This window comes from Mesorhizobium sp. LEGMi-168a (assembly GCF_058312955.1).
The window spans coordinates 24,033-44,904 of record NZ_JBZEGV010000013.1; the positions used below are offsets into that span (position 1 = coordinate 24,033).

Sequence of the window (20,872 nt, forward strand, 5' to 3'; positions counted from 1 at the left end):
GGCTACCCCGAAGGCGTGGTCCTTCAAAGCGAAATCGCTGCGATCTGTGCTTTCAAGTCAGATGGCATGGCATTTGCGCCAACTCATCAGAACCATCGAACCACACACAAACTACGAGAGAACCATGGCTGAAAGGCGACGCTCCAGACAAGCGCTTGAGGCGACGGTGCCCATTGCGGACAAACGTCGGGAGGTCGTCCCCTCCAGGAGCCCGTGCTCGCTAGCTTTTGTGCGCACGTCTCATCGGATGCCGACATCCAAATGCGTGGCGTTGGCCCAATTGCTGCTTGCCGGTCCTCATCAGCATGTGAATGCTAAAGTGCTCCATCAAAGGGCCACCCAAGCCAGCGTCGGCGCGTCACTGGCAACCATCTACAAAACGCTGAACCAGTTTCGTGAAGCGAGGATCTTGCGCGACCTCACAATTGCGGCGTCACACGCCTATTTCGACGCTGACACTGTCGATCACCAATACTTTCTCCTCGAAGACAAGCAGCCGGTCATCGATAACCCTTCCAGCGCCGATTGCCGTAAAAGGGTTGCTCGATCCGCCCAAATCACTCATACCGATCCGGCCGTTCGGATGACGAAGCGGATGGGCCAAGCCCTTCCCGTACCACCGGATGGAAGAGCGATTTGGAAGCCGCAAAGGCCTTCAACTCATGTCCGGCATGCCTCCCGAGCCGACGCTGCGTCGGCCCCAATCGAGAAGCCATGCCTCAGTTTTCTTCTAAAAGGAGCAACTTGATGACCGTCACGAAGAAGGTTCCCTTCGTTACCTTTCGCACCCGTGTTCGCGATGAGTCCATCGAGGGGCCAAATCCATACCGTTGGGAAGACAAGACATCCGATGACTATTTCGACGGCAAGTGCGTCATCTTGTTCTCGCTGCCAGGCGCCTTCACCCCGACCTGCTCGACCTACCAGCTACCCGATTTCGAAAAGCTCTATGGCGAGTTTGAGAAGGAGGGAATTGACGCAATCTACTGCGTCTCGGTCAACGACGCCTTCGTCATGAATGCGTGGGGCAAATCCTTGGGGCTGCAGAAGGTCGAGCTTATCCCGGACGGCTCAGGCGAGTTCACGCGCAAAATGGGCATGCTGGTTGCGAAGGACAATCTCGGCTTCGGAATGCGCTCCTGGCGCTACGCCGCCCTGATCAACGACGGCGCGGTGGAACAGTGGTTTGAGGAAGAAGGTTTCTCCGACAACTGCGAGACCGATCCCTATGACATCTCATCCCCGCAAAACGTTCTTGAGACACTGAAGGCCGCCGCATGACCGAGTGAACGTCTGGCAGCCCACTACACACGGCCAAGAGCCTCCTCGATAGGAGTTTCGCGCTCAACATGCTGTCCTCGGCAAGGCTGCTTCAACGCCAGAAGCAATCGATGGTGGCATCGCCTCAGCTCATTGAGTCGATTCGCCTGCTGCAACTGGCTCGTGCCGAGCTGCATCAATTCGTGGAGCAGGAACTCGAGAAGAATCCCCTTTTGGAGCCTGCTTCAAACGACGGCGAGGCTCTTGGCGATGTTTTACCGAACTCAGGAGACGATCAGTACACCGGCGCACGCGAAAACGACATTGATAGGCCGACGAGGGCGCAGTCCCCCGAGCGGCCCGGGGAATGGAAATCACTTCGCAACACGACGAACATCCCCGCGGATAATCGCCCTGCCCTGGACGAGTTTGCCGCCTCCACCGAAACATTGCACGACCATGTCGCTGGTCAGATCGCGCTCACTGCATTCACACCTCAGGAGCGGCTGATTGCCAGCGAGCTTGCCGCTCATCTGGAAGACACCGGCTATCTTCGGGTGGACCTTCTGGAACTGACCGGCAGCCTAAACGCCCGGGAGACGGATGTGGAGCGGGTTCTCGCAACCTTGCAGCACTTTGATCCACCGGGAATTTTTGCTCGCACTCTCAGCGAATGTCTCGAGATCCAGTTGCGCCAGCGAGACCGGTTCGACCCGGCGATGGCCGCTTTGGTTGCCAACCTTGAGATGCTTGCGCGACGAGATTTTCAGGCATTGAAGCAGCATTGCTGCGTGGATGAGGACGATCTTCTCGAGATGTTGCATGAAATCCGTGCGCTCGATCCCAAGCCTGGAAACGCATTCCAATCCGGAGCGCCGGAATCCATCATACCCGACGTCTGGGTCACGCCTTCGCCCGGAGGTGGATGGCAGATCGAACTTGATCCGGACGCGCTGCCCAAGGTTTTGATCAACCAAACCTACTATGCTGAAGTCTCGCGACACACCGTCCGGAATTCGAAAGATCAAGCATTTCTGAACGAATGCCTGCAGAGCGCGAACTGGTTAATCCGCAGCCTCGATCAGCGTGCCAAGACGATTCTCAAGGTTGCGGCTGAAATCGTGCGCCAACAGGATGCCTTCTTGGAACACGGAGTCGCCCACCTGCGGCCTCTCAATCTCAGGACTGTCGCTGAGGCAATCAACGTGCACGAGTCGACGGTGAGCCGGGTCACCTCGAACAAGTATATGCTTACGCCACGCGGGGTGTTCGAGCTCAAGTATTTTTTCACTGTCGCGATCGCCTCGTGCCAAGGCGGCGACGCGCACTCCGCCGAAGCTGTCCGCCATCGGATCAAAGCGATGATTGCTCAAGAACCGCCCGGTGACGTGCTTTCCGACGACGACATCTCCGCCCGGCTGAAGGAAACCGGCATCAATGTTGCGCGCCGCACCGTCACAAAATACCGCGAGGCGATGAACATCCCCTCCTCCGTGCAACGGCGCCGGGAAAAACGCCTACGGCTCAACGGCGATCAAGATTGGCCGCCTGATACCGCCGACGAACGCGGCTCTTAATCCAAGCGATCCCGTTCCTGATCCGTGCGAGGCTGCTTTTGCCTTTCTCCGGGCCGCTTGCGGTCGAATTGATCGAGTCCGTCACCCCGAATGCTATGGCCGGTTCTTCGCGTCCCCAAACGACCGGTTGAAACTCGGTAGTCATGGTACTTTCTCTTCATGTGACGGCAACGGGACCGCGGCGCGATCTCACCGCAGGCGGGCTGCCTGTGTCAGTCGGCCGCGACTACGCCCGCCGCATGATCGCCGGAACGCGGTATGCGGCACTATCGGAAGCAAGCTGATCGACGTGGCGGAGATAGCTATGCGCAACATTGAAGGGGTTGTGCGCAACTATTCTCTTTATGCGCAACTATAATTGCGCGGAGGCCTTTTCTTGCGCATAGAAAGGTCGGAGCAAGAGCAGTTCGAAAATCGTACGCGGCCGTGATCGAATGCCATGGTAAAGGAACCACTCGCAAAATCCTGGAGATGTGTTCCCCGATGCCTGCTTTCAGCGCCTATGCGATGGTGGGCGGAAGCGATGGCGATGATACGGGTGCTCGCCCATTTTTCCCTTACTCCAAAACGCTTTGAGAAGCGGCCATGAAGGCCTCGGCCCTATTTGACGCGGGAGGCTGATGTCTTCTGACAACCACGTTGTCGTTCCCAGTTTACCCACGCACCCAATTCCGCGCGCCCCGCCTGACCCGAACGGTACTGGAACCTCGGAACTCGTGGCGTTTCGTTGTGTCCTCCATAATCACCGGGATGCGTCGGGGCGAGGAGCGGCAGCGCCCCGCCAGATGTTCTCCACGCCCGCCGTTGCGTCGAACAAGGGCTGAGACGGTAGGGAGCGAGGGAGCGCGCCCTCAACAGCGCCGTAGCGACCGAGCGACCGCTTTACAAGCAATCATGGCTCGGATCGTTTCGCCGTGCTCGAACACCGCATCGCCCTGACACCAGCCAGAGCCGCGTGTTTTTTTGCGTGAGAGGGCGCGGTCCTTGGGATCCGTTTGTTGTCCTGCTTCCGACAAAAGAAGGTTTCGACCCTGAGCCGAACTCGACCCGTTCATCGCGATCAGGGCGATAAACATCCCTCCTCCCGTGTGACAGCCCATGGCCAGGGGCGATCAAGGTCGGCCGCCTCATAACGCCGACGAAAGCGCCTCTTGATCCAACGCGATCCCGTTCCTGATACGGGCGAGGCGACTTTCGCCTTCTTCCGGGCCGAAGCAGCTTTGGAAATCATTGCATTCCCGGCAACTCGGCGCGGTGCATAGCAAAAAACCTTCGGCCTCGCAGAGCTTGCGGTAAAGGTATTTCTTCCATTTCATGTTTTGGGTGTTGCCGGCCGCCAGCGTCGGAAAATGCCTGGCAAGCAGGCGGCTGAGCTCAGTCCGATCGAAAAGGCCAAGGTCCTGCCAGAGATGGTCGTTGCGCATGGCACGCCGGGCGATGATCTTGGCGAACCGGGCGCTTGCCGGATCGCCCGGCAGGGCATGGGCCAGGAGCAGCTCGCGCAGAAGTTCTTCCTCCGGGTCCGGCTCGGGCTCGCCCCCCTCTTCCAGTGAGAACGCGTCGACAGGGATAGCAGGGAAGCTGCCGGTCAGGAGATCGCGCAGCTCGGCGTGCGAAAGGCCGGTTGCTTCCGTCACCGTCGCCTCGCCGGCCCCGACTTCTTCGAGCGCACACGAAAGCACGCAGGCAAGCACATGCCGGTCAAACTCGAGCTCCATCCGCGCCGATTGGCCAGTACCGAGGCAGCCGCAGTCGTGGGCGAACATGGGTGCCATTCTCCTTGTTTTGTCCCATCACCCCCTCTGATGAGCGAGCGACTTGTTGACCGCCGGGATGATCTTGTCTCCCCAGAGCTCGATCTGGCGTAGCATTGTCTTTTGGTCGAAATCCCCCAACTGGGTCTGAATTGCGATCTGGTCCGGTTTTAAGATATCGATCTCTTCCAGTAGGCGATCGATCACTCGATTCACGCTGCCGACCGGCAGGTTTCGGCGCATCGTCTCGAATGAAAGATCCTGCTGCGTCGGAGTCTCCTTCAGCAGATAGCCGTCCAGGCTCTGCTGGCGCCGCTGATGCAGTGCTTCAGACAGCCGGCGCTGGAAGCGGGCATTGTCGAGATAACTGTTGATCTCTGCCTCGTCGTCGCTGGCATAGCAGCAACGCAACAGAGATATCTTGGCGTCCGTGACATTCTTGTCTTCGTCAGCCGCCACCTTCTCGATTGCGTCGCGCAGAGTGCTCAAAGTCTCCAAGCCATTGTGAAATGCCGTGACAAAAAAGTTGTGTCCCTCACGATAGGCTCGGGCCATGCGCGCGGTCCCGCCGGCGATCCAGATCGGCGGGGTCGGCTTCTGGACGGTGCGAACCGAAATCGCGGTGGGGGGTATGTTCTCATACCGGCCGTCGTGCTCGAAGATGTTTTGGTTGAGGCCCTTCAGAAGGATGTCCAAGTATTCCGAAAAGACCGTCGGCGCCTCATCGATATTGACGCCGAAGCGCTCGAACTCGAATTGCTGGTATCCCGAGCCGACGCCGAGCTCGAGACGGCCGTTCGCAACGATGTCGGCGAAGCCGATCTCGGAAAGCAGGCGCTGCGGTTGATAGAGCGGCAGCACGCACACAGCAGTGCCGAGGCGAATGGTGCTCGTCACGCCGGCGCAATGCGCCACCATCATCAAGGGCGAGGGAATGAGGCTATAATTGTTGAAGTGGTGCTCCGCGAACCACGCGGTATCGAAGCCGGCTTGCTCCGAAACGATGGCCTGTTCGATAGAGTTGCGGATAACGCTCTCGCACGACTGATGATAGCCGCGCTGGGCGGCCAGGATGAAGGTCGCGAATTCCATAGTGTTTCCTTGCTTACAGAGGGAATCTGCCGATCGGGGGATGCGCTGGGTACGCGCACAAGGCGTTGGCCGCGGTGTCGATCCAGCCCTTGGCGCCGGCATGGTCTTGCCGCAAACCGCTCGCCATTCGGCGGTTGCAGGCGCATGGAGCGGTTGGAACTATTTCGACCGCGATGGGGGACGGACGTTTTTTCGTCAACGCCGAAGATGACATCTTCGGTCGCAGCAGTGCAGGCGCGGCGCGTAGCCGGACCCCGAAGCCTTGGGCGTCCTCGTCTTCGATGAGTCCGCAGCCGGTCGCCTGGCGAAAAATCGACAGTTAACACGCGGTCTCCGCAAAATACTCGTTATCCGGTTCGCTGGCGTTTCCCGCATCACCGAAAGAGGTCCAGCCGCCGTCCACGTACAGAATGGAGCCGTTGACGTATGAGGCGGCAGACGAAGCCAGGAAGAACGCTGCGTCAGCGACGTCTTCGGGCTGTCCCATCCTGCCCATCGGGATGCGTCGTGCGATCGTGGTCATGTCGATGCGGCCGACCTTCGCCAACTGAGGAACGCCAGGCATACAAATGTAGCCAGGAGCGACGGTGGCCATCCGAATGCCGACCGGCCCGAGTTCGGCCGCCAAGCATCGGGTCAGAATGTCCAGCCCCGCCTGGGAGGCACCGTAGGCATGGCGCGGCGCGAACGGCAGAAAGCTGTTGATCGATCCGATGTTGAGGATCACGCCGCCAGCGCGCATCGCCTTAACCGCCTCGCGCGCGCAAGTGAAGGCGCCGGTAAGATTGACATCCAGGACGTGTTCGATGTGTTCCGGTATTTGTTCGATTCCCAACAACATAGTGTCGACGACAGCAGCACCGTTGACGAGCACATCGATGCGCCCGAAGCGCGCCCGCAGCTCCTCGAATAGCGCTACCACCTCGCTCTCGACGGCCACATCCACGCATTTGGCCGGGTTCTTGCCGCGGAGCCACGCAGCGAGCTCTGCCGCTGCAGCGCCATCTCTGTCAGCAATCACAACTGTATCGCCGTTTGCAGCAAAGCGGCGAGCGACGGCCGCGCCTATGCCGTTCGCGCCGCCGGTGACGAGCACGATTCGCGCGTCGGTGCATTCGGCCGGACAGCAGAGTTCGGCTTGGGGCGTCTCATCCACCGGCGGGTGCGCATCCCCCGGCTGGTTGAATGACATCCAGCCTCCATCGACCGCCAGCACTGAACCGGTGATATAGCGCGCCTGCGAGCTGGTCAGAAAACGCACGGCGAGGGCGATCTCGTCCGGGCGCGCCAAGCGCCCCAGCGGCACGCGGCGGCGCACCGCCGCTAGGTCCACTTTGCCGGCGCGTTCCAGTTCTGCCACCATCGGCGTGCGCACGTAGCCGGGCGCTAGCGCTGTCACGCGAATGCCGCGAGAAGCCCACTCGCATGCAAGCGACTTCGTCAACGAGATCAGGCCCGCTTTCGAGGCCGCGTAGGCGTTGCGCTTGGGATTGCCGACGATGCCCGCCATCGAAGCGACGTTGACGATGGCACCGCCTGGCCTCATGCGCCTCGCCGCTTCGCGGGCCATGACGAACGGTCCAATCAAATTTACTGCCAGGGCGAGGCGGAAGGCGTCGACACCCGTGTCGACGCTCGCAGCCATGGTGGGTCCCATCGCGGCGTTGTTGATGAGGACGCTGATCTGGGCGAACTGTGCTTCGAGGCGACCGTAAAGCGCGAGGACATCCTCCTCCCGCGAGACGTCGCACTCGAGGCCGAGATGCGGGTGGCCGAGACCACGGGCCAGTTCAACGACGCCACTGCCAGGGAGGTCTACCGCAACGACAGTGTCTCCATCCCTGGCAAGAATTTCGACCAGGGCACGGCCGATCCCACCCGCAGCGCCCGTAATGATGACGATGCGTCCTGTCTGCATCATAAAAACTTCTCCCGCGCTCCCTTCAGCGATTTCAGCCCTTCAATTTTTTGAGCGGCAAAATGATACATTGCGCTACAGCGTCGGGTCCTGGCGATGGCCAGTTGCAGACCCGGAAAGACGACGCAGCGATCCGGCAGCGGTCCAACTTCCAAACTGCTAGCCGAGGTTGCTGATAAACCGGCCAAGGACAGGAGTTTGCCTCGATGATCGGCGCTGCCAAGGTCCCGCACATTTGGGCACGACCAGTGTCGTCGGCGGGCTCGTGGGACAGAGCCCGATCGCTCACGCCGTCGCGAGCAGAAAGGCAATCCAATTTGGCGCACCTTCACCGGGCAGTCTTTCGCCGGGATCGCTTTGGCATTGCAAAGTTGTCATAGCCTTTGTTCTCCACGGCAGATGCGGCTCTGTCGTTCGAAACCGGCGAAGAGTCATGGCGAGAAGGAATGCGCTTTCCGAGCCTGTAGACCGGATCGTCCGGATGCGATGCTCCAATCGGCCGTCTCGGGCCGAACTGTTCTGCCTCAACGATCGCTGGTGGAATCTGCTCCTCGAGCCAATCGTAGACGACCGTCCGTTCGGCAATCCGCCACTCCCCTTCCCTCTTGTGAAACAGATCGCAGTAACGGCCGCACAGGAGCGTCTGGCGTAGGTCTCGGTCTTTGTCTGGTGCGCGTTGCAGCGCAGTGAAATAGCTCTCGACCGCAGCCTCTGCCGAGCTGATGAATTCGATCAGGATGTTGGTGATCTGGTGTATGTTACGGGGTCCGGTCTTGAAGACGCCGAGTGCAAACTGGATGAAGCCCTCCGCAGGGCCGCAATATGCTCCATGATTGTCATGCGCATCGGGCCAGTATGCGCTGCGTAGCGCCGCCTCATCGGCTCGGTCGATCCCGCGGCAGTACCGATAGAGGCAGTCGCGGATCGCCTCACGGTCGATTAGTTGGGCAATTTTCGTCTGGTCCATCGGCTCTGTTTTATTCTGTGGTTGGAAGAGGTATTTCGCGAACCGCCGCGCTGGCGGTTGGCCATCATGGGGGAGCACCTTGGTGCCGCAGATGCTCGCTGCGCAGTTGAACGGGGACGGTGATGGGACAGAAGGTGCGTGCCGTCCGTTCCATGTGGGGCCCACACTGTCGATCCCTTGCATGCCCGCCAGACTCTCGGTGGAAACACATCCGATTCAAACCGCGCTGCAGGGCTCGCGGTCAATTTCAAGTGCACGTTCGGGGCAGGATCGCGCGCCTCGCGATGCGGTCAGCTCCTCCCCTTCCGCAACTTCGATGTTACCGGGCAGGATGTAACCCGCGTCATCGAGCTTGAAGATGTGTGGCGCGTGCGCCGCGCATCTGGCGTGACCCTGGCATTTGGCATTTTGGACGATGATGCGCATGGCGCTGCCTCCATTGTCTTTGCCTCGGCTTGGCGCGAGTCTTGGTCAGGACCAGTCCAGGATCAGGTTTTCGATCCCGAACACATGGCCGCCAGAGGTGATGGGCGCCGTCCCCTCCTTGATCCTGAAGGCCGGGATGCGCGCCAGCCATTCCTCAAGGCCAATGACGATCTCGCGCCGGGCAAGGTGTGAGCCGAGGCAACGGTGGGGACCATAGCCAAACGTGGCATGGCGGTTGTCCTCTCGCGCAAGATCGACCGTGTTGGGGCATTCGAATTCCGCTGGATCGCGATTGGCGATCATCGTGGCGCAGGAAACATAGTCTCCCTTGCGGATCGGCGCGCCTTCGAAGTCGATATCTTTCGTTGCCACGCGGATCAACTGAACGGTCGGATAGGCGCGCAGCAATTCTTCGGCTGCGAGCACGATCCGCTCCGGTTCGCTGCGAAGCAGTTCCTGATCCTTGAGGTTGCGTGCGAGATAGGCCAGGTCAAAGCCAATGGCTGCTGCAACAGTGTCGAGCCCGGCAACGAAAACAAGCACGCCGACGCCGCGCACTTCCTGTTTCGTCAGGCGGCGCCCCTCGACCTGTGCCTGCACGATGAAGGTCATGAAATCGTCAACCAGGTCCTCGCGGCGGGCGGCTGCAAGTTCATCAATGAACGAAACGATCGTCCGGGCTGCGGCCGGCCGTTTCACATCGTCGCCGTGGAGCAGATCCCTCGCCCATCCGACAAATGTATCGATCCGGTCATCCGGCAGACCCAGGAGATGAAGGAAGATGCTGACCGTGAACGGAAATGCGAAATCCTTCATGACGTCGCAACTTGTGCCCGATGCGGCGATCCCGTCGATGAGCCTAATTGCCCGCTCGCGGACGGCCGGCTCCAATGCCGACACCCGCTTTGGCGAAAGCAGCGGATTGAGCAGTGAGCGAAAGACGCCATGGGCCGGAGGATCGAGTTCAAGCGGGATCATCGGCCAGCTTTCGCCCAGCGCGGAGGCAAAGATGTTGCGATGGCTGGAAAAGGTTTCGGTGTCCTGCAGCACCCTACGCTGGTCGCTAGCGCGGGTGATCACCCAGGTACCCCGGCCGTCGCGCGTGTTGAGGGGCGAATAAAAGATCGGCGGCCCGGCATGGACGCAAGCGACTGCTGCGTGCGGATCCCCGTTGGGAGTAGGTGACATGCCGGGCGAAGTAAACAGGCTGAAGTCCCTCACCATTTCGGGCGGGACATGATCTGGAACTGGATTTGTCGCCATTTGGCTTCTCCTGAATGTCAGGCATCGCTCGATCGAGATTGCACGGCCGGTCATAAAGTCGATTGCCCGTGCCCGGTAAGTCCCGCCTCACGCTCATTGTGATTGCGTTGGGCGATGCAGCCGACCTGCGCGCAAGGGATCGGCCGCACTCATGCGGCGGTCGGACCAGCAATGCGTGGCAGGGTTTCGGCCAGGAACCGCCAGTCCTCGCGCTCGCCCTGGCCTTCTTGGCGCTTGCCAAAGAACTGGATGATCATCTTGCCGTCGGCGCCGTAGGCTTCGAGCGAGGTGACGTGACCGTACTTGGTCGGCTTGCGAACGGCCCAGACCTCGCGGATGTGATGAGTCGCGAGATGCAAGTGGAAGGTCTCGTCGAGCACATTGATCCACGGCCAGATTGTTTTGACCGGCTTGATCGGACCGGCATGGATTTGGATGCAGCCACGGTTGCCGACAAAGCACATAATCGGCATTTCGTCTTCGGCCGCCTGTTGAAACATGGCGCCAATGGCATCCTTATCGAGCGCCCAGGCGTAATCCTCGCCGACCATACGAATCGCCTGGCAGCGGCTGAGCTTCAGTGTCTTCAGCATGCCGAAGAACTGATGCACGTCGGTCAGTTGGCTCCAGCACTCGCGTAGATCGCCCACCGTGGCGGCTTGATCGGGAACCTCTACGTCATCGTCGACCCCGCTCGCCTTGACAGCTATCATCGGCTCCTGGTTCGAGGATTCCAGCTTAGCCACCAGCTTCTGATAAGCATCGAGGTTTGAGGCGGGCCCGAGTTGCACCTTGTGTATCGCCTTGCCGGCGGCATCAAAGAATTGCAGGCTGCGGCTGATGTCGTTGCCATTGCGCTTCTCGACGGCAAAGCCATACGCCCAAACTTTCGGGAAGATACGCAAGTCGATGTCGTCGCCAAGTACCAGAGCATGCTTGTTGCCGGTGACTACCTTGTCGTATACGCCGATCTTTTTGTGCACTGCACTTTCATTGCGGGTCAGCGCAATCACCTCGCCGACCGTTCCGAGGCCGGCCAGCAGATCATTGACGCGCGGCTCGACACGAACCGCGGCGAGGCCGCAATGCGCGGCGACAAGTTCGGCCTCAGAAATGCCCAGTCGGGCGGCGAGATCATGCTCACGGATCTTCGGATTGTCTTGCTGCGCCCGCCGGATTTCGTGCGGCGTCGGTTTCTCGCGCTGGTCCATGTGTTAGCCCTGCTTTCTGCCCTGCCGGGTGGTCAGCCTCGTGCTCGTCCAGGAACAGGGCGTTGCTGGCGACAGTGCGTGATCGCCATCGAAGCCGGGCGTGTCGTGTGAGCGGCGGAGAGCCGATTCCACCGGCGCAGAGCGGTTCTGACCCAGACCTGACATGTTGCTTTCCTTGCTTCATTCGATCGATCGCGAGGGTGATCGCGGCATGATTGTCGCCTCGGCGGTTTTTGCCGCATCGCCGACATGCGTTTCAAAAGTCATGCCAATTCGCCTGAAGAAGCGCAGAAAAAATCTTCTGCACACTCATCAATGATTTACGTGAGAGTTCAGTGGGACCGAGGCCGGACACTTTGTGTGAGGTACTCGACAAACCCGACAGTGCTTGTCGGATGCCCGACGTCTTTCCAGCAATGCCCAACAAGATTGATAGCGTTTCTAGAGGAATCGCGCCGTATTGAAGCAGTTTTTCCCTTTGGCACGGTCCCTGCAACGTGATCCGCAAAGACGTTCACGGATTGAGGAGAAATCTCGCCATGATTACGCTCACCGACAACGCTGTTGCCGCCGTCAAGACCGCTCTTTCACGCGCCAGCGAGCCGGCGGAAGGCTTTCGCATTATGGTCCAGACCGGCGGCTGCGCCGGCTTCAAATACATAATGGGCCTGGAGAGCGTCTCGCGCCAGGGCGATGTCATCACCGAGACAGACGGGGTCAAGCTGTTTGTGGACGCAGACTCGCAGCCCCATGTAGCCGGCATGACCGTCGATTTCGTCACCGGGCTCGACTCGTCCGGCTTTGTCTTCGACAACCCCAACGCGCGGGAGAAGTGCGCCTGCGGCAAGTCCTTCAGTTAACTGAGGACCGTTCGTATGAGGCCTGTCTACCTGGACAACAATGCAACGACACGGGCCGATCCTGACGTTGTGAAAGCGATGTTGCCGTTTTTTACCGATCAATTCGGCAATCCTTCGTCCGCACATGCTTTTGGCGCCTCAGTCGGTGCGGCGATGAAAAAGGCGCGGCGGCGGTTGCAGGCGCTGATCGGCGCGCAGTTCGATGATGAGATCACCTTCACCTCGGGAGGAACAGAAAGCGACAACGCAGCTATTCTTTCGGCGCTCGAGGCCAGGCCCGACCGACCCGAGATCGTGACGTCCGTGGTCGAGCATCCCGCCGTATTGACGCTGTGCGCGCATCTTGAGCAGACTCGCCGCGTCAAGGTCCACAGGATCCCGGTGGATCGTCGTGGCCGGCTTGACCTCGAAGCCTACAAGGCAGCCCTCTCGCCCCATGTGGCAGTCGTCTCGATAATGTGGGCGAACAACGAGACCGGTACGATCTTTCCCGTGGCCAAGCTTGCCGAGCTGGCCAAGGAAATCGGCGCCCTTTTCCATACCGATGCAGTGCAGGCGGTTGGCAAGCTTCCGATAGACCTGAAATCGACGACTATCGACATGCTCTCGCTCTCGGGCCACAAGCTTCATGGCCCCAAAGGGATCGGCGCACTTTGGATAAGGCGTGGCGTGCACTTCCACTCGATGATCAAGGGAGGGCACCAACAGCGCGACCGGCGTGCCGGTACCGAGAACACGCCCGGCATAGTCGGGCTCGGCATGGCAGCCGAACTCGCCTTGAAATTCATGGACGACGCGACCACACGGGTAAAGTCGCTGCGCGACCGCCTGGAGGATGGCATCCTCCAGCGCATCCCAAACACCTGTGTCACTGGCGATCCCATGGAGCGGTTGCCAAACACCGCAAACATCTCCTTTGAACATACCGAAAGCGATGGAATCCCACATCTGCTCAGCCGCGTGGGCATCGCCTGTTCCTCCGGCTCCGCCTGCACCTCCGGCTCAATGGAACCCAGCCATGTCCTGAGCGCGATGAAGATCCCACACGGGGCGGTCCGCTTCTCGTTGGCGCGCGACAACAGCGAAGAAGACGTCGACCGGGTGCTTGAGGTCATACCGGCAATCGTGGAGAAGCTGCGTGGCTCTCCCGGTTCTGGGCCGCGCGGGCGAAGTCCCGAAGACGTTCGATCCGGTCTATGCCTGAGCGGCAGCAGAACAGGCTGCCATTCATGAGCCGTGATGTCTTTCTCAACGACACGACCTTGCGCGACGGCGAGCAGGCGCCCGGTGTCGCCTTTACGACGGCGGAAAAGCTGGAGCTGGCCGAGTCTCTTGCGGCCGCCGGCGTCCCAGAGATCGAGATCGGCACGCCGATCATGGGCGCTGACGAGATCGAAACAATTCGCGCCGCGGTCGCGCGGCGTCTCCCGGCTCGGCTCATGGCCTGGTGCCGGATGAAGGCGCGGGATCTCGACGCAGCGACCGAGAGCGGCGTCGGCGCCGTCAATCTGTCGCTGCCTGCGTCGGACATTCAACTTGCCGCCAAACTCGGCCTCGACCAGGCGGGAGCGCTCCAGGTCATCGATGATATGGTGAGGCGGGCAGTCGCTGCCGGCTTCTTCGTCGCGGTGGGCTGCGAGGATGCCTCGCGGGCTGATGGAGATCATCTTGCACGCGTCATCGAAACGGCTGCGCGGGCCGGCGCAAGCCGCATCAGGCTGGCCGATACGGTCGGCATTCTCGACCCGTTTTCGACTTTCGAACTTATTGCCCAGCTCATGGCGAAGTCTGAAATCGACCTCGAATTTCATGCGCACAACGATCTCGGCCTTGCGGCCGCCAACACGCTGGCCGCGATCCGCGCGGGCGCGCGCCATGCCTCCGTCACCGTACTCGGGCTCGGCGAGCGTGCGGGCAATGCCGCGCTGGAAGAAGTGGCGGCCGCGATGGCCGTCATTGACGGCGCGGATACCGGCATCGAGCTGACCGCATTGCCCTACCTCGCCGCCCAGGTGGCTTCGGCCGCCCGCCGGCAGACCGCGGCTATCAAGCCGGTCGTCGGCGCCGATGTTTTCACCCACGAATCCGGCACTCACGTCGCAGGGCTGCTGAAGGACTCGCGCGCCTATCAGGGGCTCGACCCGGCACTCGTGGGCCGCTGCCAGCGTATCGTCATCGGTAAGCATTCCGGCGCTACCGCGATTGCCCGTGTGCTGAGCGAAAGCGGTCGCGATCTCGATCCGGATCTGGCAGCCGCGATGGTGGCCCGCGTCCGCCGCAAGGCGGCCGAGACCAAATCGACCGTCACTGCAGATCAACTGGTCGAACTCTACGATGGAATGTGCAGCGAGACACGCCTCGCGGATCTCGCCGGTCCAGGCCAGCTGTGCGACGAAGGCAGCGACACCACGGTTGGGAGAATGCAATGAATTGTTCCGCTGACAGCCGCCCCATCGATGTTAGGGACATCCTCGCGCGACTGAAGGGCCTGTCGGCCGCGGAGGAGTTCTTCGCGCTCCTTGGGGTCTCCTATGATCCGAAGGTGCTGAATGTCTCACGGCTTCATATCATGAAGCGTGTGGGCCAATACCTTGCCGAAGAAGATCTATCCGATCTGCCCGACCAGGTGGTCGCCGCGCGGGTGCGCGCCACGCTTGAGCGCGCCTATGAGGATTTCGCGACTTCCTCGCCGCTGACGCACCGGATCTTCAAGGTGCTCAAAGACCACGATCCGAACAAGCCTGCCACGCCTGGCCGCACCTTCGTCCCGTTCGAGTCCGTACTGAAGCGGTTCGCAAAAGAATGAGCGCGACATGGTTGCGACGCGACAATGTCGAGAAGCCGACAAATCGGGTCATCATGAACGCGCCTCTGAGCGGATCCAGCCGACTCTTCAAGAATAGGAGCACGCAAAGCAGTTGGCACGAATGATGCTGCCAAAGATCAACTGCCAGGCCCCCGCATCCCGATAGAACCCCAGAGAGATCGTCAATGCACATCGTAGTCTGCATCAAGCAGGTGCCGGACTCGGCACAGATACGGGTCCATCCCGTCACGAACACGATCATGCGCCAGGGTGTGCCTACTATCATCAATCCTTACGACCTATTCTCCCTCGAAGAAGCGCTCAGACTGCGCGACACTTATGGCGGCGAAGTCACCGTGCTCAGCATGGGTCCGCCCATGGCGGAGGACGCGTTGCGCAAGGCGCTCGGTTACGGTGCCGACCGTGCGGTGCTATTGACCGACCGCTATTTTGCCGGCTCCGACACCCTGGCGACCTCCTTCGCCCTTTCCCAGGCAATCGCGAAGGTCGGCGACACGTTCGGCACGCCAGACATCGTCTTCACCGGCAAGCAGACCATCGATGGCGACACCGCCCAGGTCGGGCCCGGCATCGCCAAGCGCCTCGATCTCCTGCAACTCACCTATGTCGCGAAGATCCCCTCCGTTGATCTTGCTGCGCGCGAGATCAAGGTCGAGCGCCGGTGTGAAGGCGGCACGCAGATGCTGAGGAGCAGGCTCCCTTGTCTCATCACCATGCTGGAAGGCACCAACGAGATCCGTCGGGGCTCGCTCGAGGATGCTCTGTGCGCCGCTCGCAGCCAGGTCTTGAGATGGAGTGCGGCCGACGCCGGCATTGATGACCTCACCAGATGCGGCCTGCGCGGCTCGCCAACGGTCGTCAAGCGCGTCTTCGCCCCTACTGCGCGGTCGGAAAAAGCAGCACTAGTCGACACCGCCGAGATGACCTTGCGCGATCTCGCTGACGAACTCATCGCCGCAATCTTGACCCGCCAGCCAGCGCTGGAACAGGAGCTCGCCTTCAACGGCGGCGCGTGACGGCAAGGAGAGACGATGTCGACCACGAACCGAGAAACCCCTCGCCCTGCCGCCGGACGTGCCGGCACAAAAAAGGAACTGCCCGAGCATTTCAAGGACTACCGCCACGTCTGGGTCTTTATCGAGCTCGAACGCGGCCAAGTCCATCCCGTATCATTCGAACTGCTCGGCGAAGGCCGCAAGCTCGCCGACAAGCTTGGCGTCGAGCTTGCGGGGATTGTGCTCGGACCGCCGGGAGAGACCACGCAGTCTGCGGTGGCCGAGGCTTTCGCGTATGGCGCCGACCTTGTCTACTACGTCGAGGCGCCGCTGCTTGCCGACTATCGGAACGAGCCTTTCACTAAGGCGATGACGGATCTGGTCGATACTCACAAACCCGAGATCCTGCTTCTCGGGGCGACCACACTCGGCAGGGATCTCGCCGGTTCGGTGGCGACGACCTTGCAGACAGGGCTCACGGCCGACTGCACCGAACTCGATGTCGATGCCGACGGTTCGCTCGCCGCGACCCGTCCGACTTTCGGCGGTTCCTTGTTGTGCACGATCTATACGCTCAATTACCGGCCGCAGATGGCGACTGTGCGACCGAGGGTCATGCCCATGCCGCAGCGGGTGGATACGCCGGTCGGGCGTGTCATCAATCACAAGCTGTCGGTTGCCGAGGACGAGATCATTACCAAAGTCCTCGGTTTCCTTCCGGATAGCCAGTCGGCAAAGGCAAATCTCGCCTATGCCGACATTGTGGTTGCGGGGGGCCTTGGTCTAGGCGCAGCGGAGAACCTGCAGCTTGTGAAGGATCTCGCGCGAGCAATTGGCGCCGAGCATGGCTGTTCGCGCCCGTTGGTCCAGAAGGGCTGGCTCTCGGCTGACCGGCAGATCGGCCAAACAGGCAAGACCATCCGGCCGAAGCTCTACATAGCGGCCGGAATTTCCGGCGCCGTCCAGCACCGGGTCGGCGTCGAAGGGGCGGATCTCATCGTGGCCATCAACACCGACCCGAAAGCGCCGATTTTCGATTTCGCCCACCTTGGGATCGTCACCGACGCGATCCGCTTCCTGCCCGCACTGACGGAAGCCTTCACCCGGCGGCTGTCGCCCCACAGTCGCGATAAGCTTGCGAGCTAGGGAGATGGACATGATCGAGGAAAAATTCGACGCCATTGTTGTTGGGGCCGGCATGTCCGGGAACGCTGCTGCTTATACCATGGCAAGCCACGGCCTGAAGGTGCTGCAGTTGGAACGGGGCGAATATCCGGGCTCCAAGAATGTTCAGGGCGCAATCATGTACGCGAACATGCTGGAGAAGATCATCCCGGATTTCCGGGATGATGCGCCTCTCGAGCGGCATTTGGTTGAGCAGCGGCTTTGGGTGATGGACGACACATCCCACACCGGGATTCACCATCGCTCGGACGACTTCAATGAGGCCAAGCCCAACCGCTACACGATCATCCGCGCCCAGTTCGATAAATGGTTTTCGCGTAAGGTGCGTGAGGCCGGCGCGACGGTTCTGTGCGAGACGACCGTGACGGAACTTGTCCGCGATGCCAAGGACAAGGTGGTTGGCGTCCGCACCGACCGGACCGGCGGAGAGATTTTCGCGGACGTTGTCGTTCTCGCGGAAGGTGTCTCCGGGCTGCTTGGCACGCGGGCCGGGCTTCGCGAGATGCCGAAGCCGAAATCCGTGGCCCTCGCCGTCAAGGAAATGCATTTCCTGCCTGAAGAGGTCATCGAGCAGCGGTTTGGCCTCAAGGCCGGCGAAGGTTGCGTGATCGAGGCCGTGGGTACGATCTCGCGCAGCATGGCCGGGCTCGGCTTCCTTTACACCAACAAGGAGTCGATCTCACTGGGCATCGGCTGCCTCGTTTCGGATTTCGCTGCGATGATGGAGAGCCCATACGTCCTTCTCGATGCGTTAAAAAACCATCCTTCGATCCGGCCTCTGATCGCCGGCTCGGAGGTGAAAGAATATGCCGCGCATCTCATTCCCGAAGGTGGCTACAAGGCGATCCCGCGGCTGTTTGGCGACGGGTGGGTGGTGGTCGGCGATGCTGCGCAATTGAATAACGCCGTCCACCGCGAGGGTTCGAACCTCGCCATGACCTCCGGTCGCATCGCGGCTGAGGCAATCATGCAGCTCAAGAGCCGCATGCGTCCAATGACCAAACAGAACCTTGTCCTCTACAAGATCATGCTCGACAATTCCTTCGTGATCAAAGACCTGAAGAAATACAAGGACATGCCGGCCCTGCTCCACACCAATTCCCGAAATTTCTTCACGACCTACCCGCAGCTGATGTCGCAGGCGGCCCAGAACTTCATGCGGGTCGATGGCACCCCGAAAATCGATAAGGAAAAGGCGACCACTGCTGCCTTCATCAAGGCGCGTTCGCGCTGGGGGCTGCTGAGCGACATGGTCCGCCTGGCATTCGCCTGGCGCTAGGAGACACGAGATGACAAGCGCAGCCTCACGTATTGAGGAGAAGCTCTACCAGAACCGCTACCTGGTCGATTCGGGGCGCCCACATATCAAAGTGCGACCACACCAGAAGCCGAGCGCCAAGCTGCTCGCGTTGACCCGCGTCTGCCCGGCTCAATGTTATGAATTGAACGACGAAGGCCAAGTGGAGATCACCGCCGACGGCTGCATGGAGTGCGGCACCTGCCGGGTACTGTGCGAGGCCAGTGGTGAGATCGAGTGGAATTATCCGCGCGGCGGCTTCGGTGTCCTCTTCAAGTTCGGATGACCTGCGCACGCACGCGCCGTTGCCAGAGCGTGCCGATACCTGCAATTGCCGCAATTGCAGCCTGACAATTTGCAATTGAACAGGGGCTCGTTAATACTGAGGTCTCGCGAGTCGAGATACAAAAGGCGCTTTGGGAGGAGCACCCTGCAAACCCCTGAGGTGTTTTTATGGCTCAAATAATGCGGGATCGGGTGGATGAGTTTGAGCTTCGCAACACCCGGCTACCTATCAAAACCACGCACGGAGCGAACATCCCGCTCAGGGGAATCTACGAGATATCCGAGATCCTGACCGCCCCCACGCGGCTGGAGACCACGCTTGCCAATGTCGTCAACATTCTCTCCTCGTTTCTACAAATGCGTCATGGAGCAATGGTCGTCCTGGACGCGAAAGGAGCGCTGGAGTTCGCCGCAACTGCCGGCAACATTCCCGCACCTCAATCAGACCGGCGGGGCGTCATACCGCAGGCCGTGGTAGACCGGATCGTGGCTGCGGGGACGCCGCTCCTCATCCACGATGTGAGCAAGTCCGAACTATTTCAGCCTGATCTTCAAACGGCTTCGAGCGGCGCCACCAGGCCGGTTACCTTTATCGGAGTGCCAATAGAGGCTGAGGATGAAATCCTCGGAACATTGTCGATCGACCGTGTCGGGGACGGCGCCGCCAGCGAGCGTTGCGACGAAGACGTACGCTTCCTCACGATGGTCGCCAACCTTGTCGGCCGGACCATCCGCCTCCATCGCATCTTGAGCACAGATCGTCAGCGGCTTGTCGAGGAGCAACGGAGACCAGAGAAATCGCTCGACGAGAAGGAGACCCGCCCTGCCCGGCATTCGCATGTCAAAATCGACGGGATCATCGGGGAAAGCCCCGCACTCAAGCAGGTGCTTGAAACCGTCGCGGTCGTAGCAAAGACCAACTCCACCGTGCTTTTGCGAGGCGAAAGTGGCACCGGCAAGGAATTCTTTGCACAGGCCATCCATAAGCTTTCACCTCGCAGCAAGAAGGCTTTTGTCAAATTGAACTGCGCCGCGCTGCCTGAAAGCGTTCTGGAATCGGAGCTGTTTGGGCATGAAAAGGGCGCCTTCACCGGGGCAGTCTCGCAGCGCGCCGGCCGTTTCGAATTGGCAAATGGCGGAACCCTATTGCTTGACGAAATCGGCGAGATTTCGCCTGCCTTTCAAGCAAAGCTGTTGCGCGTCTTGCAGGAAGGCGAGTTGGAGCGCGTCGGCGGCACCAGGACGCTAACGGTCGACGTCCGGCTTATATGCGCCACCAACAAGGACCTCGAGACGGCTGTCGTGAATGGAGAGTTCAGGGCCGACCTTTACTACCGCATCACTGTGGTGCCAATCATGCTGCCACCGCTCAGAGAGCGACCCGGCGATATTCCACGCCTTGCTAAGGCCTTCCTCGATCGATTCAATAGCGAGAACCATCGCGAGCTCGGCTTCGCGCCGTCGGCGCTTGACCTGATCTCGCAATGCTACTTCCCTGGTAACGTCCGTGAGCTGGAAAACTGCGTGCGAAGGACGGCCACGCTTGCGCGTTCAAGCACGATCGCCACTTCAGATTTCGCCTGCCAGAATAGCCAGTGCCTGTCTTCGCTCCTTTGGAAAGGAGCCGACCGTTCAAATGGCGGCAATGCCAGCGATGAGTTCGGCCGCAACAGGATGCCGGTTGAATCGTCGCTGGGGGCCAAGCGCATCGACGCCTCCGAGGGTGAGGCGGTGCCCGTCAATGCCCGCGATCCGAACGATCCTGCTTGGGGCGCGACAGGCATGCGTGTAACCGATCGCGACCGGCTGATCGACGCGATGCAGAAGGCCGGCTGGGTTCAGGCCAAGGCTGGTCGTATCCTCGGCCTCACGCCGCGGCAAGTCGGCTATGCCCTGCGTCGGCATGGTATCGAGGTGAAGAAGTTCTAAAGCCCGCGACGTCAAACGTCAGGCCT

General features: G+C 60.5%; 20 protein-coding genes and 1 pseudogene. 12 read left to right on the forward strand and 9 right to left on the reverse strand.

Going from position 1 to position 20,872, the window contains the following annotated elements; genetic code table 11:
• Positions 1–247 precede the first annotated feature (247 nt).
• Positions 248–430: pseudogene (locus AC4FWB_RS18080) on the forward strand (transcriptional repressor); the annotation flags it as partial.
• 3 nt (positions 431–433) lie between these two features.
• Here the strand turns inward: AC4FWB_RS18080 and AC4FWB_RS18085 are convergent.
• Positions 434–604, reverse strand: a complete 171-nt coding sequence (locus AC4FWB_RS18085; protein ID WP_491027754.1) for a hypothetical protein — start codon at positions 602–604, stop codon at positions 434–436.
• 143 nt (positions 605–747) lie between these two features.
• Here AC4FWB_RS18085 and AC4FWB_RS18090 point away from each other — a divergent pair, with 143 nt between their 5' ends.
• Complete coding sequence (locus AC4FWB_RS18090; protein ID WP_491027627.1) at positions 748–1,281, forward strand: peroxiredoxin; 534 nt, start codon at positions 748–750, stop codon at positions 1,279–1,281.
• 68 nt (positions 1,282–1,349) lie between these two features.
• Positions 1,350–2,837 carry an RNA polymerase factor sigma-54 gene (gene rpoN / locus AC4FWB_RS18095; RefSeq protein ID WP_491027628.1) on the forward strand — a complete coding sequence of 496 codons (1,488 nt, stop codon included), beginning with the start codon at positions 1,350–1,352 and terminating at the stop codon, positions 2,835–2,837.
• Positions 2,838–3,688: 851 nt separating this feature from the next.
• Here the strand turns inward: rpoN and AC4FWB_RS18100 are convergent.
• From AC4FWB_RS18100 to AC4FWB_RS18135, 8 genes are all read right to left on the reverse strand, one after another.
• Entirely contained in the window at positions 3,689–3,913 is a 225-nt protein-coding gene (locus AC4FWB_RS18100; protein ID WP_491027629.1) for a hypothetical protein, read from the reverse strand.
• 51 nt (positions 3,914–3,964) lie between these two features.
• A complete protein-coding gene (locus AC4FWB_RS18105) occupies positions 3,965–4,603 on the reverse strand; it encodes a nitrogen fixation protein NifQ (protein WP_491027630.1) in 639 nt (212 codons plus the stop codon).
• A 27-nt stretch (positions 4,604–4,630) separates the two neighbouring features.
• Positions 4,631–5,683 (reverse strand): LLM class flavin-dependent oxidoreductase, encoded by a 1,053-nt coding sequence (locus tag AC4FWB_RS18110; protein WP_491027631.1) that lies wholly within the window; start codon positions 5,681–5,683, stop codon positions 4,631–4,633.
• 319 nt (positions 5,684–6,002) lie between these two features.
• Entirely contained in the window at positions 6,003–7,604 is a 1,602-nt protein-coding gene (locus AC4FWB_RS18115) for an SDR family oxidoreductase (RefSeq protein ID WP_491027632.1), read from the reverse strand.
• 325 nt (positions 7,605–7,929) lie between these two features.
• On the reverse strand, positions 7,930–8,568 hold the full coding sequence (locus AC4FWB_RS18120) for a nuclear transport factor 2 family protein (protein ID WP_491027633.1): 639 nt from the start codon (positions 8,566–8,568) through the stop codon (positions 7,930–7,932).
• Positions 8,569–8,784: 216 nt separating this feature from the next.
• On the reverse strand, positions 8,785–8,994 hold the full coding sequence (locus AC4FWB_RS18125; RefSeq protein ID WP_491027634.1) for a ferredoxin: 210 nt from the start codon (positions 8,992–8,994) through the stop codon (positions 8,785–8,787).
• A 45-nt stretch (positions 8,995–9,039) separates the two neighbouring features.
• On the reverse strand, positions 9,040–10,257 hold the full coding sequence (locus AC4FWB_RS18130) for a cytochrome P450 (protein ID WP_491027635.1): 1,218 nt from the start codon (positions 10,255–10,257) through the stop codon (positions 9,040–9,042).
• Between the two features lie 149 nt (positions 10,258–10,406).
• A complete protein-coding gene (locus tag AC4FWB_RS18135) occupies positions 10,407–11,468 on the reverse strand; it encodes a hemin-degrading factor (protein ID WP_491027636.1) in 1,062 nt (353 codons plus the stop codon).
• Between the two features lie 539 nt (positions 11,469–12,007).
• On the opposite strand from AC4FWB_RS18135, the gene AC4FWB_RS18140 reads away from it, so the two are divergent.
• The 9 genes from AC4FWB_RS18140 (at position 12,008) to nifA (ending at position 20,846) form a co-directional block, all read left to right on the forward strand.
• Positions 12,008–12,328: a HesB/IscA family protein gene (locus AC4FWB_RS18140; RefSeq protein WP_491027637.1), complete on the forward strand. Its 321-nt coding sequence runs from the start codon at positions 12,008–12,010 to the stop codon at positions 12,326–12,328.
• Positions 12,329–12,343: 15 nt separating this feature from the next.
• The gene (nifS, locus tag AC4FWB_RS18145; RefSeq protein WP_491027638.1) at positions 12,344–13,561 is read left to right on the forward strand and encodes a cysteine desulfurase NifS; all 1,218 of its coding nucleotides are present in this window, start codon (positions 12,344–12,346) and stop codon (positions 13,559–13,561) included.
• A complete protein-coding gene (gene nifV, locus AC4FWB_RS18150; protein WP_491027639.1) occupies positions 13,558–14,757 on the forward strand; it encodes a homocitrate synthase in 1,200 nt (399 codons plus the stop codon). The genes nifS and nifV overlap by 4 nt, the downstream gene beginning before the upstream one ends.
• Positions 14,754–15,134 (forward strand): nitrogenase stabilizing/protective protein NifW, encoded by a 381-nt coding sequence (gene nifW / locus AC4FWB_RS18155; protein ID WP_491027640.1) that lies wholly within the window; start codon positions 14,754–14,756, stop codon positions 15,132–15,134. Before nifV ends, nifW begins: the two co-directional genes overlap by 4 nt.
• Before the next feature lie 185 nt (positions 15,135–15,319).
• Positions 15,320–16,171, forward strand: coding sequence for an electron transfer flavoprotein subunit beta/FixA family protein (locus tag AC4FWB_RS18160; protein ID WP_491027641.1), 852 nt, complete (start codon positions 15,320–15,322; stop codon positions 16,169–16,171).
• A 15-nt stretch (positions 16,172–16,186) separates the two neighbouring features.
• A complete protein-coding gene (locus AC4FWB_RS18165; protein ID WP_491027642.1) occupies positions 16,187–17,296 on the forward strand; it encodes an electron transfer flavoprotein subunit alpha/FixB family protein in 1,110 nt (369 codons plus the stop codon).
• Between the two features lie 10 nt (positions 17,297–17,306).
• Complete coding sequence (locus tag AC4FWB_RS18170) at positions 17,307–18,614, forward strand: FAD-binding protein (protein ID WP_491027643.1); 1,308 nt, start codon at positions 17,307–17,309, stop codon at positions 18,612–18,614.
• A gap of 10 nt (positions 18,615–18,624) precedes the next feature.
• Positions 18,625–18,918, forward strand: coding sequence for a ferredoxin family protein (locus AC4FWB_RS18175; protein ID WP_491027644.1), 294 nt, complete (start codon positions 18,625–18,627; stop codon positions 18,916–18,918).
• Between the two features lie 167 nt (positions 18,919–19,085).
• A complete protein-coding gene (nifA, locus tag AC4FWB_RS18180) occupies positions 19,086–20,846 on the forward strand; it encodes a nif-specific transcriptional activator NifA (RefSeq protein ID WP_491027645.1) in 1,761 nt (586 codons plus the stop codon).
• Positions 20,847–20,872 lie beyond the last annotated feature (26 nt).